General features: G+C 63.0%; 19 protein-coding genes and 1 pseudogene. 15 read left to right on the top strand and 5 right to left on the bottom strand.

Features of this window, described 5'->3' with window-relative positions; all coding sequences use genetic code 11:
• The first annotated feature begins 9 nt into the window (after nt 1–9).
• The 14 genes and pseudogenes from ctaD to ACLGL5_RS17885 all read left to right on the top strand — a co-directional run bounded on the left by ctaD (nt 10) and on the right by ACLGL5_RS17885 (nt 9,998).
• Nucleotides 10–1,662, top strand: coding sequence for a cytochrome c oxidase subunit I (ctaD, locus tag ACLGL5_RS17820; protein ID WP_019856990.1), 1,653 nt, complete (start codon nt 10–12; stop codon nt 1,660–1,662).
• 74 nt (nt 1,663–1,736) lie between these two features.
• On the top strand, nt 1,737–2,681 hold the full coding sequence (locus ACLGL5_RS17825; protein ID WP_069091680.1) for a heme o synthase: 945 nt from the start codon (nt 1,737–1,739) through the stop codon (nt 2,679–2,681).
• Nucleotides 2,678–2,842 carry a cytochrome c oxidase system small membrane protein gene (locus tag ACLGL5_RS17830; protein ID WP_010914891.1) on the top strand — a complete coding sequence of 55 codons (165 nt, stop codon included), beginning with the start codon at nt 2,678–2,680 and terminating at the stop codon, nt 2,840–2,842. The genes ACLGL5_RS17825 and ACLGL5_RS17830 overlap by 4 nt, the downstream gene beginning before the upstream one ends.
• Nucleotides 2,842–3,474 (top strand): cytochrome c oxidase assembly protein, encoded by a 633-nt coding sequence (locus tag ACLGL5_RS17835; protein ID WP_069091681.1) that lies wholly within the window; start codon nt 2,842–2,844, stop codon nt 3,472–3,474. Before ACLGL5_RS17830 ends, ACLGL5_RS17835 begins: the two co-directional genes overlap by 1 nt.
• Before the next feature lies 1 nt (nt 3,475).
• Nucleotides 3,476–4,357, top strand: coding sequence for a cytochrome c oxidase subunit 3 (locus ACLGL5_RS17840; protein ID WP_019856993.1), 882 nt, complete (start codon nt 3,476–3,478; stop codon nt 4,355–4,357).
• A gap of 91 nt (nt 4,358–4,448) precedes the next feature.
• Nucleotides 4,449–4,940 (top strand): L,D-transpeptidase family protein, encoded by a 492-nt coding sequence (locus ACLGL5_RS17845; RefSeq protein WP_027046618.1) that lies wholly within the window; start codon nt 4,449–4,451, stop codon nt 4,938–4,940.
• A 2-nt stretch (nt 4,941–4,942) separates the two neighbouring features.
• Nucleotides 4,943–5,329, top strand: a complete 387-nt coding sequence (locus ACLGL5_RS17850) for a DUF983 domain-containing protein (RefSeq protein WP_019856995.1) — start codon at nt 4,943–4,945, stop codon at nt 5,327–5,329.
• Nucleotides 5,326–6,081 carry an SURF1 family protein gene (locus ACLGL5_RS17855; RefSeq protein ID WP_064983022.1) on the top strand — a complete coding sequence of 252 codons (756 nt, stop codon included), beginning with the start codon at nt 5,326–5,328 and terminating at the stop codon, nt 6,079–6,081. The genes ACLGL5_RS17850 and ACLGL5_RS17855 overlap by 4 nt, the downstream gene beginning before the upstream one ends.
• An 88-nt stretch (nt 6,082–6,169) precedes the next feature.
• Nucleotides 6,170–7,180: a 4-hydroxy-3-methylbut-2-enyl diphosphate reductase gene (ispH, locus tag ACLGL5_RS17860; protein ID WP_069091682.1), complete on the top strand. Its 1,011-nt coding sequence runs from the start codon at nt 6,170–6,172 to the stop codon at nt 7,178–7,180.
• 5 nt (nt 7,181–7,185) lie between these two features.
• A complete protein-coding gene (locus ACLGL5_RS17865) occupies nt 7,186–8,148 on the top strand; it encodes a homoserine kinase (protein WP_069091683.1) in 963 nt (320 codons plus the stop codon).
• Nucleotides 8,149–8,159: 11 nt separating this feature from the next.
• On the top strand, nt 8,160–8,693 hold the full coding sequence (rnhA, locus tag ACLGL5_RS17870; RefSeq protein WP_038645426.1) for a ribonuclease HI: 534 nt from the start codon (nt 8,160–8,162) through the stop codon (nt 8,691–8,693).
• A gap of 40 nt (nt 8,694–8,733) precedes the next feature.
• Nucleotides 8,734–9,312, top strand: coding sequence for a histidine phosphatase family protein (locus ACLGL5_RS17875; RefSeq protein ID WP_064983019.1), 579 nt, complete (start codon nt 8,734–8,736; stop codon nt 9,310–9,312).
• Nucleotides 9,313–9,422: 110 nt separating this feature from the next.
• Nucleotides 9,423–9,671 (top strand): ribbon-helix-helix domain-containing protein, encoded by a 249-nt coding sequence (locus tag ACLGL5_RS17880; RefSeq protein ID WP_069091684.1) that lies wholly within the window; start codon nt 9,423–9,425, stop codon nt 9,669–9,671.
• Nucleotides 9,672–9,693: 22 nt separating this feature from the next.
• A pseudogene (locus tag ACLGL5_RS17885) lies at nt 9,694–9,998 on the top strand (type II toxin-antitoxin system RelE/ParE family toxin).
• An 8-nt stretch (nt 9,999–10,006) separates the two neighbouring features.
• On the opposite strand, the gene ACLGL5_RS17890 reads toward ACLGL5_RS17885, so the two are convergent.
• The 3 genes from ACLGL5_RS17890 to ACLGL5_RS17900 all read right to left on the bottom strand — a co-directional run bounded on the left by ACLGL5_RS17890 (nt 10,007) and on the right by ACLGL5_RS17900 (nt 11,953).
• On the bottom strand, nt 10,007–10,483 hold the full coding sequence (locus ACLGL5_RS17890; protein WP_069091685.1) for a DUF2938 domain-containing protein: 477 nt from the start codon (nt 10,481–10,483) through the stop codon (nt 10,007–10,009).
• A 93-nt stretch (nt 10,484–10,576) separates the two neighbouring features.
• Nucleotides 10,577–11,059, bottom strand: coding sequence for a peroxiredoxin (locus ACLGL5_RS17895; RefSeq protein WP_038645430.1), 483 nt, complete (start codon nt 11,057–11,059; stop codon nt 10,577–10,579).
• Between the two features lie 87 nt (nt 11,060–11,146).
• A complete protein-coding gene (locus ACLGL5_RS17900; RefSeq protein ID WP_019857003.1) occupies nt 11,147–11,953 on the bottom strand; it encodes a protein-disulfide reductase DsbD domain-containing protein in 807 nt (268 codons plus the stop codon).
• Nucleotides 11,954–12,124: 171 nt separating this feature from the next.
• Between ACLGL5_RS17900 and ACLGL5_RS17905 the strand changes: the two genes are divergently transcribed.
• Nucleotides 12,125–12,733, top strand: a complete 609-nt coding sequence (locus ACLGL5_RS17905) for a YqgE/AlgH family protein (RefSeq protein WP_027046619.1) — start codon at nt 12,125–12,127, stop codon at nt 12,731–12,733.
• A gap of 21 nt (nt 12,734–12,754) precedes the next feature.
• Here ACLGL5_RS17905 and ACLGL5_RS17910 read toward each other — a convergent pair whose 3' ends face one another.
• Nucleotides 12,755–15,643: an EAL domain-containing protein gene (locus ACLGL5_RS17910; RefSeq protein ID WP_069091686.1), complete on the bottom strand. Its 2,889-nt coding sequence runs from the start codon at nt 15,641–15,643 to the stop codon at nt 12,755–12,757.
• Nucleotides 15,644–15,646: 3 nt separating this feature from the next.
• Nucleotides 15,647–16,243: a GNAT family N-acetyltransferase gene (locus tag ACLGL5_RS17915; RefSeq protein ID WP_069091687.1), complete on the bottom strand. Its 597-nt coding sequence runs from the start codon at nt 16,241–16,243 to the stop codon at nt 15,647–15,649.
• Nucleotides 16,244–16,251: the final 8 nt, after the last annotated feature.

Consider the following 16,251-nt stretch of genomic DNA (forward strand, 5'->3'; position numbering starts at 1 on the left):
GAGCGGAACATGGCAGACGCTGCAGCTCACGACAGCCACGACCACAAGCCTTATCATGGCTGGGTGCGCTGGGTCTATTCGACCAACCACAAGGACATCGGCACGCTCTACCTGATCTTCGCGATCATGGCTGGCATCATCGGCGGCGCGCTGTCGGTCGCCATCCGCATGGAGCTGCAGGAGCCTGGCATCCAGATCTTCAGCGGTCTGGCGCAGATGGTCTACGGCATGAACGGTGACGCAGCGGTCGACGGCGGCAAGAGCATGTACAATGCCTTCGCCACCGCGCATGCGCTGATCATGATCTTCTTCATGGTCATGCCGGCGCTGATCGGCGGCTTCGCCAACTGGATGGTGCCGATCATGATCGGTGCGCCCGACATGGCGTTCCCGCGCATGAACAACATCTCCTTCTGGCTGCTGCCGCCGGCCTTCATCCTGCTGCTCACCTCGATGTTCGTGCCGAGCGCGCCGGGCGCCTACGGCGTCGGCGGCGGCTGGACGCTCTATCCGCCGCTGTCGACCTCGGGTCAGCCGGGCCCGGCCATGGATCTGGCGATCCTGTCGATCCACATCGCCGGTGCCTCGTCGATCCTCGGCGCCATCAACTTCATCACCACCATCTTCAACATGCGCGCTCCGGGCATGACGCTGCACAAGATGCCGCTGTTCGCCTGGTCGGTGCTGGTCACTGCCTTCCTGCTGCTGCTGTCCCTGCCGGTCCTGGCCGGTGGCATCACCATGCTGCTCACCGACCGCAATTTCGGCACCACCTTCTTTGCCCCCGATGGCGGCGGCGATCCGCTGCTGTTCCAGCACCTGTTCTGGTTCTTCGGCCATCCGGAAGTGTACATCCTGATCCTGCCGGGCTTCGGCATCATCAGCCATATCGTCTCGACCTTCTCGAAGAAGCCGGTGTTCGGTTATCTCGGCATGGCATACGCCATGGTCGCGATCGGCGCCGTCGGCTTCATCGTCTGGGCGCACCACATGTATACGACCGGCCTGTCGCTCGACACGCAGCGCTACTTCGTTTTTGCCACCATGGTCATCGCGGTGCCGACGGGCGTGAAGATCTTCTCTTGGATCGCGACGATGTGGGGCGGGTCGATCTCGTTCAAGACGCCGATGCTGTGGGCGTTGGGCTTCATCTTTCTGTTCACCATCGGCGGCGTCACCGGCGTCCAGCTGGCCAATGCCGGCCTCGACCGCTCGCTGCACGACACCTATTTCGTCATCGCCCACTTCCACTACGTGCTGTCGCTGGGCGCGGTGTTCGCCATCTTCGCCGGCTGGTACTACTGGTTCCCCAAGATGACCGGCTACATGTATTCGCCCGTGATCGCCAACACCCACTTCTGGGTCACCTTCGTCGGCGTCAACCTGATCTTCTTCCCGCAGCACTTCCTTGGCCTGGCCGGCATGCCGCGCCGCACCATCGACTATCCGGACGCGTTTGCCGGCTGGAACTACGTGTCGTCGATCGGCTCTTATATCTCGGCCGTCGGCGTGGTGATCTTCCTCTACGGCGTGTTCGAAGCCTTCCAGAAGAAGCGGATCGCCGGCGCCAACCCATGGGGCGAGGGTGCCACCACGCTCGAATGGCAGCTGCCTTCGCCGCCGCCGTTCCACCAGTGGGAGCAGCTGCCGAAGATCAAGTAAGGCGGCTCCCGCCCGAATACAAAACCGCCGGCCCGCCGGCGGTTTTGGCCAACGGAATGATGGACTGAGTACGCATGGCCCTAGTCGACGAAACCAGCATTGACGAAGCGGGCTTCCGCATGTCGGAAGCGACGGCGGGCGATTTCTTCGCCCTGCTGAAGCCGCGCGTCATGTCGCTGGTAGTGTTCACGGCGTTTGTCGGGTTTGTCGCCGCCCCGGTGACCATCAACCCGCTGCTGGCTGTGATCGCCATCCTGTCCATCGCCATTGGCGCCGGCGCCTCGGGCGCGCTCAACATGTGGTACGACGCCGACATCGACGCGGTGATGACCAGGACCGCAAGCCGTCCGGTGCCGTCCGGCCGCATCCAGCCGCACGAGGCGCTCAGCTTCGGCCTGGTGCTGTCGGTGCTGTCGGTGATGACGCTCGGCGTGCTGGTCAACTGGCTGTCGGCGACGCTGCTGGCCTTCACCATCTTCTTCTATGCCGTCGTCTACACGATGTGGCTGAAGCGCTGGACGCCGCAGAACATCGTCATCGGCGGCGCGGCCGGCGCCATTCCGCCGGTGATCGGCTGGGCCGCGGTGACCGGATCGGTCAGCCTCGAAAGCATCGTCCTGTTCCTGATCATCTTCCTGTGGACGCCGCCGCATTTCTGGGCGCTCGCGCTGTTCAAGTCGGGGGACTATGAGCGTGCCGGCATCCCGATGATGCCCAATGTCGCCGGCCACGCGTCGACCCGCCGTCAGATTTTCGCTTATGCACTGGTGCTGGCCCCGGTCGGCGTGGCGCCGTGGCTGCTCGGCTACACGACGCCTTTCTATGGCGTGGCCGCCATGCTGCTTGGGGTTGGCTTTGTCTGGTATGCGTGGAAAGTGCTCGGTATGGCCGACGACGACCGCGCCATGAAGCCGGCCAAGGCGCTGTTCGCCTATTCGTTGCTTTATCTCTTCGCCATCTTCGCTGCCTACCTGGCCGACAGCGTTGTCGAACGCGCGCTTGCCATGGGTGGGGCATGATCATGGTCGAGGAAAAGCTTGAGACGGTAACCTTGACCGAGCGTCAGAGGAAGGCCCAGCGCAGCCGGTCCATTGCGATCGGCGTTGCGCTGGCGGTGCTTGTCGTCATTTTCTACATCGCCACGATCATCAAGTTCGGCCACAATCTGGGCACGATGTGATGAGCGTCGAGACGTCCAAAAAAACTGCCGGCAAGAACAGCAACCGCATCGTCGCGGCGGTGTGCCTTGCCTTCTTCACAGGCATGATCGGCATGGCCTATGCCGCCGTGCCTCTCTACAAAATGTTCTGCCAGGCGACCGGCTATGGCGGCACGACGCAACGTGTCGAGAAGCAGTATGCCGGCCGTGTGCTCGACCGTGAGATCACCGTGCGTTTCGACGCCAATGTTGCCGGTGTGCCGTGGGAATTCCAGCCGGTCCAGCGCTTAATGACCATGAAGATAGGCGAGACCGTGCAGGCGCATTATCAGGCGACCAACAAGTTCGATCGCCCCGTCACCGGCCGCGCCACCTTCAACGTGCAGCCGGAACTGGCGGGCCCGTATTTCAACAAGGTCGAGTGTTTCTGCTTCACCGATACGTCGCTGAAGCCTGGCGAGACGCTGGACATGCCGGTCCTGTTCTACGTGGACCCCGATATCGTGAATGTGCCGGAACTGAAGGACGTGAAGACGATCACGCTGTCCTACACGATGTTCCCGGCCGAGAAGAACAAGCCGGTCGCCTCTTCGGAGCCGGTACAAGGCACCAGCAAGACAGTTTCAGATACCGAAGCAAATCTCGGGGGTTGATATGGCAGACGCGCACGCAAAACCACAGCATGACTATCATCTGGTCAATCCGAGCCCATGGCCTTTCCTGGGATCGGTAGGCGCACTCGTCACCGCCTTTGGCGGCGTCTGCCTCATGGAATATTTGAAGGGCGGCTCCTTCCCGATCTTCGGCCACAACATCGCCAATCCGTGGCTGTTCTTCATCGGCCTGGTGATCGTCCTCTACACCATGTTCGCCTGGTGGTCGGACACGATCAAGGAAGCGCATGAGGGCCATCACACGCGTGTCGTGTCGCTGCATCTGCGCTACGGCATGATCATGTTCATCGCGTCTGAGGTGATGTTCTTCGTCGCCTGGTTCTGGGCCTATTTCGACGCCAGCCTTTTTGCCGGTGAGGTGCAGAACTATGCGCGCCACACATTTACCGGTGGTGTCTGGCCGCCGAAGGGCATGGAGGTTCTCGATCCCTTCCACCTGCCGCTCTATAACACCATCATCCTGCTGCTGTCGGGCACCACGGTCACCTGGGCGCACCATTCGCTTATCCATGGCGATCGCAAGGGCCTGATCAACGGCCTGGTGCTGACCGTCGGCCTCGGCATGCTGTTCACCATGGTGCAGGCCTACGAGTACATACACGCTCCGTTTGGCTTCAAGGATTCCATCTACGGCGCCACCTTCTTCATGGCGACCGGCTTCCACGGATTCCATGTCATCATCGGCACCATCTTCCTGCTGGTTTGCCTGATCCGCGCGATGAAGGGTGATTTCACCCCCAAGCAGCATTTCGGCTTCGAGGCGGCCGCCTGGTACTGGCACTTCGTCGATGTGGTCTGGCTGTTCCTGTTCTCGGCGATCTATGTCTGGGGATCGGCTGGTGCGGTGATCGAAGGCCACTGATCCGGCCTTTGGGATTTTGATTTCAAGAAGGCGGCCGCGGCGACGTGGCCGCCTTCTTCTTTTCGGCGCAATGATCGCCGATCGGTTGCCCATGCGGCAGACAATTCCCTGGGCGATTTGCGCGTTCATCCTCCTGGCATTTCCGGCCTTTGCGGCTGAGCAGGTCGATCTGGTGCGTGTCCACAAGGCGGAGCGGCTACTGGAACTGATCGGCGACGGCAAGGTCGTGCGCCGCTACGGCATTGCGCTTGGCGGGGATCCCGTCGGCCATAAGCACCAGGAGGGCGACCAGCGCACGCCCGAGGGGCGCTATATGCTCGATTGGCGCAACCCCAACAGCATCGCGCACAGATCGATCCACATCTCCTATCCCAGTGCCGACGATCTGGCGGCGGCAAAGGCGCGCAATGTCGACGTCGGTGGCATGATCATGATCCACGGCCAGCCCAATGGTTTCGGCTGGTGGGGCTGGCTGCTTCAATTGGTCGACTGGACTGATGGCTGCATTGCCGTTACGGACTCCGACATGGACGAAATCTGGGCAATGGTGGCCGATGGGACACCGATAGAGATCGAGCAGTAGCGATGAGTGAAGACAAGGCGATCTGGCCTCCGATCGATCCGATTTCGGCCGGCCTGCACGGCCGCTGCCCGCGCTGCGGCGAAGGGCGGCTGTTTTCCGGCTTCCTCACCGTCGGCAAACGCTGCGTCAATTGCGGCCTCGATTATTCCTTCGCCGATGCGGGCGATGGACCGGCGGTCTTCGTCATCCTGATCATCGGCTTCATCATCGTCGGCCTGGCGCTCTGGGTCGAGGTGACGCTGAGCCCGCCGCTGTGGCTGCATCTGCTGGTCTGGATCCCGCTGGCCCTGGTGCTGTGCCTGACGGCGCTGCGGCTGATCAAGGGCGTGCTGCTCACTCTCCAATATGCCAACAAGGCGGCCGAAGGCCGGCTGGACCGCGGCGAATGAGCGAGGCAGCCATCAAAGGTGCCGGCCGTTCGCGGCCACGATCGGCATTGCTGCTCGGCCTTGGCCTGGTGCTGCTTTTGATCCTGCTGGCGCTCGGCACCTGGCAGGTCCAGCGCCTGCACTGGAAGGAAGGTCTCCTGCAGACCATCGACCAGCGCACGCATTCTGCGCCGCTGCCGCTAGCCGAAGTCGAGAAGGAATTCGCCTCCACCGGCGACGTCGACTACACGCCGGTCACGGTCTCCGGCACGTTCCTGCATTCGGGCGAACGGCATTTCTACGCGACCTGGGAAGGTGATGCCGGCTTCAACGTCTACACGCCGCTTGCCCTCGATGATGGCCGCTTCGTGCTGATCAATCGTGGTTTCATACCCTATGATCTGAAAGACCCGGCCAAGCGCGCCAAGGGGCAGATCCCAGGCAAGGTGACCATCACCGGGCTTGCCCGCAATCCGTTGCCGGCAAAGCCGTCGATGATGCTTCCCGACAATGACGTGGCAAAGAACATCTTCTACTGGAAGGACCGCGACGCCATGGCGGCGAGCGCCGGCCTGCCGGCCGGGTTCACGCTGGTGCCGATCTTCATCGATGCCGACAAGACGCCGAATCCCGGCGGTCTGCCGATCGGCGGCGTCACCATCATCGACCTGCCGAACAGCCATCTGCAGTATGCGATGACCTGGTATGGGCTTGCCGCGGCACTGGCCGCAGTGCTCATCCTGCGGCTTCGCCGTCCCGCGAAAGAAGAATGACCGCGCGCGACGCCCCCTTTCTACCGACGCCCTTGACAGGGCAGGGCTAGGCACCTCATTTCGGCGCTGACGAACCGGCCAGGATTTAATGCATCAGACAACCAACAAGCCTCCGCTGACGATCCGGCTCTGCCAGCCGCGCGGTTTCTGCGCCGGCGTCGACCGTGCGATCCAGATCGTCGTGCTGGCGCTGAAGAAATACGGCGCGCCGGTCTATGTCCGCCACGAGATCGTGCACAACCGTTACGTTGTCGAAGGGCTGCAGAGCCTTGGCGCCGTCTTCATCGAGGAACTCTCCGAGATCCCGGCCGAACACCGGCAGTCGCCGGTCGTCTTCTCGGCGCACGGCGTGCCGAAATCGGTGCCGGCGGACGCGCAGGCGCGCAACCTGTTCTATCTCGACGCTACCTGCCCGCTGGTCTCCAAGGTCCACAAACAGGCGATGCGCCATCAGCGGCTTGGCCGCCATGTGCTGTTGATCGGCCACGCCGGGCACCCCGAGGTTATCGGCACCATGGGCCAGTTGCCGGACGGCGCAGTCACGCTGGTCGAGACCGAGGCCGATGCCGCCAGGCTCGTGCCCGCCGATCCGAAGGCGCTTGGCTTCGTCACCCAGACCACACTATCAGTCGAGGACACCGCCGGCATTATCCGTGCGCTGCGGGAGCGCTTTCCTGATCTGTATGCGCCGGCGGCGGAATCAATCTGCTACGCAACCACCAACCGCCAGGAAGCGGTCAAGGACACCGCCCCTGGCGCAGATCTCTACCTGATCGTCGGCGCTCCCAATTCCTCCAATTCGCGGCGCCTTGTCGAAGTGGCCGAGCGTGCCGGCGCCACAATGTCGCTTCTCGTGCAGCGCGCAGCCGAGATTCCGTGGAATGACATCGGCAACATTTCGACGCTCGGCCTGTCGGCTGGGGCATCGGCGCCGGAGATCATCGTCGACGAGATCATCGACGCGTTCCGCCAGCGCTTCGATGTCACCATCGACCTCGCCATCACGGCCACCGAAACAGAGGATTTTCCGGTCATGCGGGTACTGCGCGATGTCGAACTGACGCCGGCCGATATGGCCTTCGTCAATGGGGTCGCGTAAGGCAGATGGCGGTCTATACCGACGTTGCGGAGGGCGAACTCGGCGTTTTCCTGAAGCACTATCCGGTTGGCGATCTCCTGTCCTACAAGGGCATCGCCGAAGGCACGGAAAACTCCAACTTCCTGCTGCACACCTCCAGCGGCTCCTACATACTGACGCTCTATGAAAAGCGGGTCGAGAAGGCGGATTTGCCGTTTTTCCTCGGGCTGATGGGCCATCTCGCCAACAAGGGCGTGTCCTGCCCGCTGCCGGTGACCGCGCATGACGGCAGCGTCATCGGCACGCTGGCCGGCCGGCCGGCCGTCATCATCACCTTTCTCGAAGGGCTTTCGCTGCGGCGCCCGACGGCGACGCACTGCGCCGAGGTCGGCAAAGCGCTGGCCGCCTTGCACCTGGCCGGTGCCGATTTTCCGATGACCCGCCCGAATGCGCTCGCCATCGACGGTTGGCGCAAGCTTTGGAACGCGGCCCGCGACCGGGCGGACGAGGTCGAGCCAGGCCTGGCGGCGGAGGTCGACGCCGACTTCGCCGATTTCGCGCGCAACTGGCCTAAGGGCCTTCCGGCGGGCATCATCCATGCCGATCTGTTTCCGGACAACGTCTTCTTCCTGGGCGAAAAGCTGTCCGGCCTGATCGATTTCTATTTCGCCTGTGATGACCTCTATGCCTACGACGTCGCCACCTGCCTCAACGCCTGGTGTTTCGAGAAGGATTTCTCCTTCAACCTCACCAAGGGCAAGGCACTGCTCGCCGGCTATCAGAGCGTGCGCCCGCTGAGCGAAGAGGAAAAGGCGGCACTACCCATGCTGGCTCGCGGTTCGGCGCTGCGTTTCATGCTGACCCGGCTCTACGACTGGCTGACCGTTCCCGATGGCGGCCTGGTCATGAAACGCGACCCGACCGAATATATCAGGCGGATGCGGTTCCATCGGGCGATCAAATCTGCTTCGGAATATGGATTGGCCTGATATGGGGTATCATGAGCAAACAGGTTGAAATCTTCACCGACGGCGCCTGTTCGGGCAATCCCGGCCCTGGCGGCTGGGGTGCCATCCTGCGCTTCAACGGCACCACCAAGGAGCTTTCCGGTGGCGAGGCAGAAACGACCAACAACCGCATGGAGTTGCTGGCGGCCATATCGGCGCTGAATGCGCTGAAGGAGCCCTGCACGGTCGAGCTTCACACCGACAGCAAATATGTCATGGACGGCATTTCCAAATGGATCCATGGCTGGAAGAAGAACGGCTGGAAGACCGCCGACAAGAAGCCGGTCAAGAACGGCGAGCTGTGGCAGGCGCTGGATGAAGCCAACCGACGCCACAAGGTCACCTGGAACTGGGTGAAGGGCCATGCCGGCCACACCGAGAACGAGCGCGCCGACGAGCTCGCGCGGGAAGGCATGGCGCCGTTCAAGAAGGGCTCTTTCAAGCCGGCGGTATCAGCGCCGAAGCCGGATGCCCAGCCCAAGCAGCCGGTGGCCACGAAAGCGCGTCGTTCGACCCAAAGCTATTGAGTTCCGGCGGCCGGTCCACTTTCAGGCAGGAACCTCGATCGTGCCGATCCTCTACTATGTCACGCATCCCCAGGTTCAGATCGATGCCGCCATTCCCGTGCCGGAATGGGGGCTGTCCGGCGTCGGGCGGGCGAGAGCTGTTGCCATGCTCGATCAGCCATGGGTCGGTGCAATCCGGCGCATCGTGTCGTCGGGCGAACGCAAGGCAATAGAAACGGCCGAAATCCTGGCAAGTCATCTCCGCCTTGCGGTCGAGGTCAGGGAGCGGATGCATGAGAATGACCGGTCCGCGACCGGCTTCCTGCCGCCGCCGGAGTTCGAAGCAGTCGCCGACCAGTTCTTCGCCAACCCGCACGAAAGCATTCGCGGGTGGGAGCGGGCCATCGATGCTCAGCACCGTATCGTGAGCGAGGTCGCAGTCGTACTCGACGGCAACGACGCTGATGACATTGCTTTTGTGGGCCATGGAGGCGTTGGAACGCTCCTGTTGCTGTCGCTTAACGGGCGGGAGATCAGCCGCGAGGCGGACCAACCGGCCGGCGGCGGCAACTATTTTACCTACGATATCGGCGCCCGCCGCGTCATCCATGGGTGGCGGCCGATCGACAGGCTGCCTTGACCAAGTACGCATAGGGCTAGGACAGTCTCTTTCAGGCACCGTCGCGGTGGCTCAAGGACATGGATGGGAGTAAAATTTCCTACCATAGAGCAATGCCATAAGGACTCAGCATGGCAAACGTGGAAAAAATGAGCGTGGCTGTGACGCCGCAACAGGCAGCTGCCATGCGAGAGGCCGTGGAAGCCGGCGAGTATGCCACCGCTAGCGAGATTGTGCGTGAAGCGGTGCGGGATTGGCAGGCCAAGCGCGAATTGCGGCATGACAATATTCGCCGGCTGAGGCAACGGTGGGATGAAGGCAAGGCAAGCGGCCCACCGGAGCCTGTGGATTTCGACGCGTTGCGGAAGGAAGCCCGGTGAAAGCTGACGGAAGCCTCGTCGAATGGCCGTTAGGCTGGTTTGGTCACCCGCAGCCAGGACGGACCTCATCGACATCTACGTGACGATAGGCAGCGAAAACATACGGGCGGCCGATCGCTACTATGATCGGTTGGAAGCGCGGGCCATGCAACTGGCAGACCAGCCGCGCATGGGTGTTAGGCGACCGGACATCAGGCCTTCCGCACGAATGCTGGTGGAGGCGCCGTTTGTACTGCTCTACGAAACGATTCCCACACCGACGACGGCCCTGTCGAGTGGGTTGTCCGTGTGGTGGACGGGCGGCGGGATCTGAACCGTCTGTTCTAGCTGTCTAGCTAGCGTATCAGCAGCGCCGTGCCCCAAAGCCCGAGCGCGAAGACCGTGTGCGCCACCAGGTTCAGCGCCCGGATCCGCATCGGATTGGGCCGCCTCGAGGCTGCCCATCCGGCACCCATGCCGGGCGCCAACAGGAACCAGCCGGCGCCGACGGTGACGATGCCGAGGATGAAGGCCGGCAGGAAGGTCGGCGCGGCAAGCCAGCCGGTCCCTGCCAGCACGACCAGGATGATGCCGTAGACGATGCCGACGAAATAGTGAAACGCCCAGCCCAGCGCCACTTCATGCGCGTAGGGTGCCGCGTCGCCGATATCATCGTGAAAGACCTTGTCGGTGAGATGCCAGACCCAGCGACCGACCGGTCCCCAGTTCGGCCGTGGCTGGCCAAATGCCTTATGGAGCAGGATGGCCCAGAGATCCATCAGCACCGTGGCGCCGATGCCGATCACGACAGCGCGCCAGAAGAGGTCGAACATCGTTGGGATCCCCCGAAAGCCGGAAGTTCTGGGGTGCAAGCGGTCGTCGGGCGAGGCCAGCCCTGCGGCTTCGCCCGACGCGACCGTTGACGCCTAGAGCTGCCCGAGAATATGAGCCGCGCCGGACTCGTCGACACCAGGCTTGGTCTCGACATTGATCGCGGTGACCTTACCGTCGTCGACGATCATCGAAAACCGCTTCGAGCGCAGGCCCATGCCGGCGGCGGAAAGGTCGTTGTCGAGGCCGACCGCCTTGGCGAAATCGCCGCTGCCGTCGGCGAGGAACAGGATCTTGCCCTCACCGCCGGTGAAGCGCGCCCAGGCGCCCATGACATGGACGTCGTTGACCGAAACGACGGCGATGGTGTCGACGCCGCGAGCCAGGATTGCATCATGGTTCTCGAGATAGCCGGGCAGGTGGTTGTTGCTGCAGGTCGGCGTGAAGGCGCCGGGAACACCGAACAGGACCACTTTCTTGCCCGGGAAAATCTCGGCTGAGGTGATCGTCTTGGCGCCGTCGTCGGTCATCGTCTTGAAGGTTACCTCGGGCAGCTTGTCGCCGACGGAAATGGTCATGAGTTCCTCGCTTGGGGAATGGGAAGGAAGGATGCATGCTTGCGTAGCGAACTCGGCGGCGTCCTGCAACCGTTCGGGCAAGCTGGATCAAGGGAAAGGCAGCAGCCCTTCGACGGCGCCCGCCGAGCTCGTCAGCGTGTAGTGAAGTCCGCCATCCGTTGGCGTTGCCGAGGGGCGGTCGAGGATCGGCACGGTGAAGATCAGCTTGCCGTCCTTTTCGCTGCGGGAAGGGGCGCCGAACATGTAATCCCGCTCGCCGGCGACGAAGAAATCCGCCGCGTCGGGGTCACCGGGAAAATTCGCCTCGACAACCAGCGTCTCGTGATCGCCCGGCAGGACATTGATGCCGAAATCCGATCTCGCGGGCGCCGGCAATGCCGCGAAACTTGCCTTCACCAGGGCTGCATCGTCTGCATTGTCGGGGTCGGAACCAGGGTCGACCGTCAGCCGCGTCTGCACCGGTATGCAGATCGTTTCGCAAATGCCGAGGAAGACGTCGGCGTCGATGACGGCCGAATCCTTCGCTGCCGACAATTTGAACACCACCGGCAGCGAAACCGGATAGTTGTAGCCTGCCCATTTGCCATAACCGTCGTCGTGGCGTTGGGGTGCCGGAAACGAGAGTGTGGCATCGGCAATATTGGTGCTGGCCGAAACATCGAGCTGCGGCGGCACACCGGCGTCGCCCGGATCACGCCAATAGGTCTTCCAACCCGGCTTGAGCGCGATGTCGAGAACGCCCTGGATGCGGCCGGCCTCGTCGGCTTTGCCTGATGTCACCAGCCGCACCTTGCCGCCTTCGCTGTTGTACCAGGCGGACGAGGAGGCCGAGGCGGGGAGAACGCTCGCCGATCCGATGGCGGCGCCGAGCAGCAGGATTTTCAAGCTTTGCATGGCGGTGATTTGATCGTCCGTTCGTGGCGGTGCAATGATTTCATGGCCCTGCCGGCATCATATTTGCGTGACCCCTGGTGGCAAGCCATGGCGGCCTGGCGCCATGGGCTTTGGTCGAATCCGGCGCGGCGCATCTTTTCGGCGCCGGGGAAACACGGTACCCTCCCTGTCATGGATTTGTTGCGCCACAAAAAGACGGCTGCTGGACGCGGCTTTCTCGACGATCAGTTCCTGATTGCCATGCCCGGCATGAAGGACGACCGTTTCACGCGCTCGGTCATCTACATCTGCGCCCACAGCGATGAAGGCGCGATGGGCCTGATCATCAACCAGACACAGCAGATGCTGTTTCCGGATCTGTTGGTGCAGCTCGGCATCATGAACGAGCAGGAAGCGATCCGCCTGCCGGCGCAGGCGCGCGATTTCGTCGTGCGCAATGGCGGGCCTGTCGATCGCAGCCGAGGCTTCGTCCTGCATTCGGGCGACTACCGCGTGGAATCGTCGCTGACCGTTTCCGACGATATCTGCCTGACCGCGACGGTCGATATATTGCGCGCTATATCGTCGGGCCGCGGCCCGCGTCACGCGCTGATGGCGCTCGGCTATTCCGGATGGGGCGCCGGCCAACTGGAAACCGAGATCGCCGAGAATGGCTGGCTGACCTGTCCGGCCAGTCCCGAACTTCTCTTCGACGCGGACATCGAGCGCAAATACGATCGCATCCTCGCCTCGATCGGTATCGATCTGGCGCATCTCAGCCTGGCTGCCGGACACGCCTGACCTGTCACGCTAACGCAGCCTCTAAGCCTGCGTCAGCGGATACTGCTCCTTCAACGTCTTCAGCACCTGGTCGCCGGGCATCGGCGCGCCGAACATGAAGCTCTGCACATATTCGCAACCCATCTGGCGCAATTCCAGCGCATCGCGTTCGTCCGAGATGCCCTCGGCGACCACCGACAGGCCGAGTTCATGCGCCATGTTGACCATGGATTTGAGCAGCACAGCGCGCTTCGGCGTGCTGTCATCGACGAAACTCTTGTCGATCTTGATCGTGTCGAACGGGAAACGCGTCAAATAGGCGAGCGATGAATAGCCGGTGCCGAAATCGTCCAGCGACAGGCCGATGCCGAGCTGTTTCAGCTTGGTCAGCACATGGGCGGTCTGCTCGGGATTGTCCATCACCAGGGACTCGGTGAGCTCGAGCCGGAAGCAGCGCGGCTTCAGATTGGCCCGCGCGATGACCGAGCGGACATCGCTGACCAGGTCGCGGCGGATCAGCTGGCGGCTGGACAAATTGACCGAGACTGACAGCGGCGCGTCGCCGATCTGCTTTTGCCATCCGGCCAGGTCCTCGGCGGCCTGCTGCATGGCGAACAGCCCAAGCTGCACGATCAGCCCACAGCTTTCGGCGACCGGAATGAAATCCGCCGGGGGGATCATGCCGCGGCGCGGATGGTCCCAGCGCAGCAAGGCCTCGAAGCCGGCGACGCTGCCGTCCTCCAGCCGCACGATCGGCTGGTAGGCCAGCGTGAATTCGCGGCGCTCGATGGCGCGCCGCAGGTCGGATTCGAACTGCAGCCGGTCGGTGCCGACGGTGCGGAAAGCCGGGCGGAACGGCTCGATCCTGTCGCCGCCGAAACGCTTGGCCTGGTGCATGGCAAGCTCGGCGTCCTTGACCATGTCCTCGGCCGAAGTCTGCGCCGAGGTCCAGGTGATCAGGCCGATCGAGGCGGTCAGCACGATCTCGCGCTTGGCGAAGGTGATCGGGTTGTTGATCGCATGCTTGATGGCGTCCGCCACGCCGGCGATGCGGGCAGGGTCCTGTTCGGACAAAAGCATCAGCGCGAACTGGTCGCCGGCAAAGCGCGACAGCGAATCCTTCGGTTTCAACAGCCGGTGCAGGCGGCGCGCTATGGTGAGCAGGATGGTGTCGCCGGCCGAAATGCCGAGCCCGTCATTGACCTGCTTAAAACGGTCGATGTCGATGACGAAGACGGTCGGACGCACCTTCTCTTCGGTGCGGGCGATCGAGATGATCGCTTCCAGCCGGTTCATGAACAATTCGCGGTTCGGCAGGCCGGTCAGATTGTCGTGCACGGCATCGTGCAGCAGCCGCTCCTCGGACTTCTTCTGCTCGGTGACGTCGACCATGATGCCGACGCAGCGGATGACCTCACCGTCCGATCCGATGACCGGCCGCGCCCGCAAGGCGAACCAGTGGTAGTGCCCGTCGGCGCCGCGCAGGCGGAAATTCTGCGCCACTCGGCCGCGCCGGTGCTCAAGCACCACGTCGAGCGTCGTGCGGAACGTGTCGCGGTCGTCGGCATGCAGCACCGGCAGCCAGTTGCGCGCAGCACCTCCAAGGCTGTTGGGCGCCAGGCCGAGCTGGATGCTGACATCGGGCTTGGTAACGACGCGGTCGCGCAGCACGTCCCAGTCCCACACCGTGTCGCCCGACCCGGCAACCGCAAGCGCCTGGCGTTCGAGGTCGGAGAACAGCCCCTGATGCAGCGCGCCGCCGGCAAAGGCATGCTGCATGACGGTGAAGCCGATGAGCAGAATGATCAGGATCAGCCCGCCGCCGAGCGCCGGCTGTGCGATGTCATTGTCGAGCATGCCGGTGATCGCCATCCACGACCCGCATAGCCACAGCAGCACCATGACCCAACTGGGCACCAGCATGATGGCGCGGTCATAGCCACGAATCCCGAGGAAGATGATCAGGCCGAGCCCGGTCAATGCGGTGGCGGCAAAGGAGATGCGGGCGATGCCTGCGGCGACCGCCGGATCGACGATGGCCACGCCTGCAATCAGCACCAGCCCGAGGATCCAGACCAGCGCGCCATAGCTGAAGTGACCGTGCCAGCGGTTGAGGTTGAGATAGGCGAACAGGAAGACCACGAAGGTCGCCGCAAGCGCCACCTCCGTTCCAGCTCGCCACATCTGCTCGTTGCCGGGCGAGATTTCGATGACCTTGTTGAGGAAACCGAAATCGACGCAGATATAGGCAAGCACCGCCCAGGCAAGGGCCGCGGTTGCCGGGAACATCGAGGTCCCCTTGACCACGAAAAGGATGGTCAGGAACAGCGCCAGAAGGCCCGCAATGCCGATGACGATGCCGCGAAACAGCGTGTAGGAGTTGACCGAGTCCTTGTAGGCTTCCGGCTCCCACAGATAGACCTGCGGCAGCTTGGGCGAGGCGAGTTCGGCGATGAAGGTGATCACCGTCCCCGGGTTCAGCGTCACCCGGAACACATCGGCGTCGGGGCTGGTCTGGCGGTCGAGCGCGAAGCCCTCGCTGGGCGTGATCGCCGCAATGCGGGTGGCGCCGAGATCGGGCCAGAAGATGCCGGAATTGACCAGCCGGAAATGCGGCGCCACGATCAACCTGTCGAGCTGCTGGTCGGTGGTGTTGGCCAGCGCAAACACCGCCCAGTCGCCGGTCGAACGCGCGTCATTGGCCTCGACCTCGATGCGCCGCACGATGCCGTCAGGCCCGGGCGCGGTCGATACCTGGAAGTTCTCACCCTGGTTGCGGTAGATCTCGAAGGCGCGCGACAGGTCGAGCGCGACGTCGTCGCGGGCAATCTTGATCGGTTCGACGGCAAAGGCCGACGAAGCCGCGCACAGCGTCAGGATTGCCGCGAGGACAAAGGCGAACAGCGGCCCGTTTCGCAGGAAATTCGTCAAAAATCAGCCCTTCGTTCCTGCGTCCAGCGGATCGTCCGCGATCCGGGCGTAGAGGTAATGGTCCTGCCAGATGCCGTTGATCCTGAGATAAGATCTTAACAGTCCTTCGCGCCGGAATCCGGCTTTTTCAAGCACGCGGATCGATCGAATGTTGTCGGGAATACAGGCGGCTTCGATCCGGTGCAACCTCAGCGTATCGAAGGCGAACCGGGCCACGACCTTGACCGCGTCGGTCATCAGGCCGCGGCCGCCGAAGCGCTCGCCGATCCAGTAGCCGACATGGCCGCTTTGCGAGACACCGTGGCGTATGTTGCCGAGCGTGATGCCGCCGGCCAGCTTGCCGCTCGACTTCTCGAAGATGAAGAAGGCGATCGCGGTTCCCTGCGCATAATCTTCGCGGTAGCGGCTGATGCGCAGGCGCCATGCCGTGCGGTCGAGTTCATCGGGGGTCCAGCGCGGCTCCCACGGCTCCAGGAAGGCGCGGCTTTCGCCGCGCAGCGTCGACCATTCCCGATAGTCATTGGTGTATGGCACGCGCAACGTGACGAGATTGCCCTTCAGCGCCGGCAGGTCACGGCGAAAGAAAGGGAGCGCGAACACGGCGCTTG

This window comes from Mesorhizobium sp. U510, from assembly GCF_059180695.1.

Excerpts from the sequence above, each read along its gene's own strand:
- ctaD (WP_019856990.1), top strand. The coding sequence starts at position 10 with ATGGCAGACGCTGCAGCTCACGACAGCCACGACCACAAGCCTTATCAT.
- ACLGL5_RS17825 (WP_069091680.1), top strand. The coding sequence starts at position 1,737 with ATGGCCCTAGTCGACGAAACCAGCATTGACGAAGCGGGCTTCCGCATG.
- ACLGL5_RS17830 (WP_010914891.1), top strand. The coding sequence starts at position 2,678 with ATGATCATGGTCGAGGAAAAGCTTGAGACGGTAACCTTGACCGAGCGT.
- ACLGL5_RS17835 (WP_069091681.1), top strand. The coding sequence starts at position 2,842 with ATGAGCGTCGAGACGTCCAAAAAAACTGCCGGCAAGAACAGCAACCGC.
- ACLGL5_RS17840 (WP_019856993.1), top strand. The coding sequence starts at position 3,476 with ATGGCAGACGCGCACGCAAAACCACAGCATGACTATCATCTGGTCAAT.
- ACLGL5_RS17845 (WP_027046618.1), top strand. The coding sequence starts at position 4,449 with ATGCGGCAGACAATTCCCTGGGCGATTTGCGCGTTCATCCTCCTGGCA.
- ACLGL5_RS17850 (WP_019856995.1), top strand. The coding sequence starts at position 4,943 with ATGAGTGAAGACAAGGCGATCTGGCCTCCGATCGATCCGATTTCGGCC.
- ACLGL5_RS17855 (WP_064983022.1), top strand. The coding sequence starts at position 5,326 with ATGAGCGAGGCAGCCATCAAAGGTGCCGGCCGTTCGCGGCCACGATCG.
- ispH (WP_069091682.1), top strand. The coding sequence starts at position 6,170 with ATGCATCAGACAACCAACAAGCCTCCGCTGACGATCCGGCTCTGCCAG.
- ACLGL5_RS17865 (WP_069091683.1), top strand. The coding sequence starts at position 7,186 with ATGGCGGTCTATACCGACGTTGCGGAGGGCGAACTCGGCGTTTTCCTG.
- rnhA (WP_038645426.1), top strand. The coding sequence starts at position 8,160 with ATGAGCAAACAGGTTGAAATCTTCACCGACGGCGCCTGTTCGGGCAAT.
- ACLGL5_RS17880 (WP_069091684.1), top strand. The coding sequence starts at position 9,423 with ATGGCAAACGTGGAAAAAATGAGCGTGGCTGTGACGCCGCAACAGGCA.
- ACLGL5_RS17890 (WP_069091685.1), bottom strand. The coding sequence starts at position 10,483 with ATGTTCGACCTCTTCTGGCGCGCTGTCGTGATCGGCATCGGCGCCACG.
- ACLGL5_RS17895 (WP_038645430.1), bottom strand. The coding sequence starts at position 11,059 with ATGACCATTTCCGTCGGCGACAAGCTGCCCGAGGTAACCTTCAAGACG.
- ACLGL5_RS17900 (WP_019857003.1), bottom strand. The coding sequence starts at position 11,953 with ATGCAAAGCTTGAAAATCCTGCTGCTCGGCGCCGCCATCGGATCGGCG.
- ACLGL5_RS17905 (WP_027046619.1), top strand. The coding sequence starts at position 12,125 with ATGGATTTGTTGCGCCACAAAAAGACGGCTGCTGGACGCGGCTTTCTC.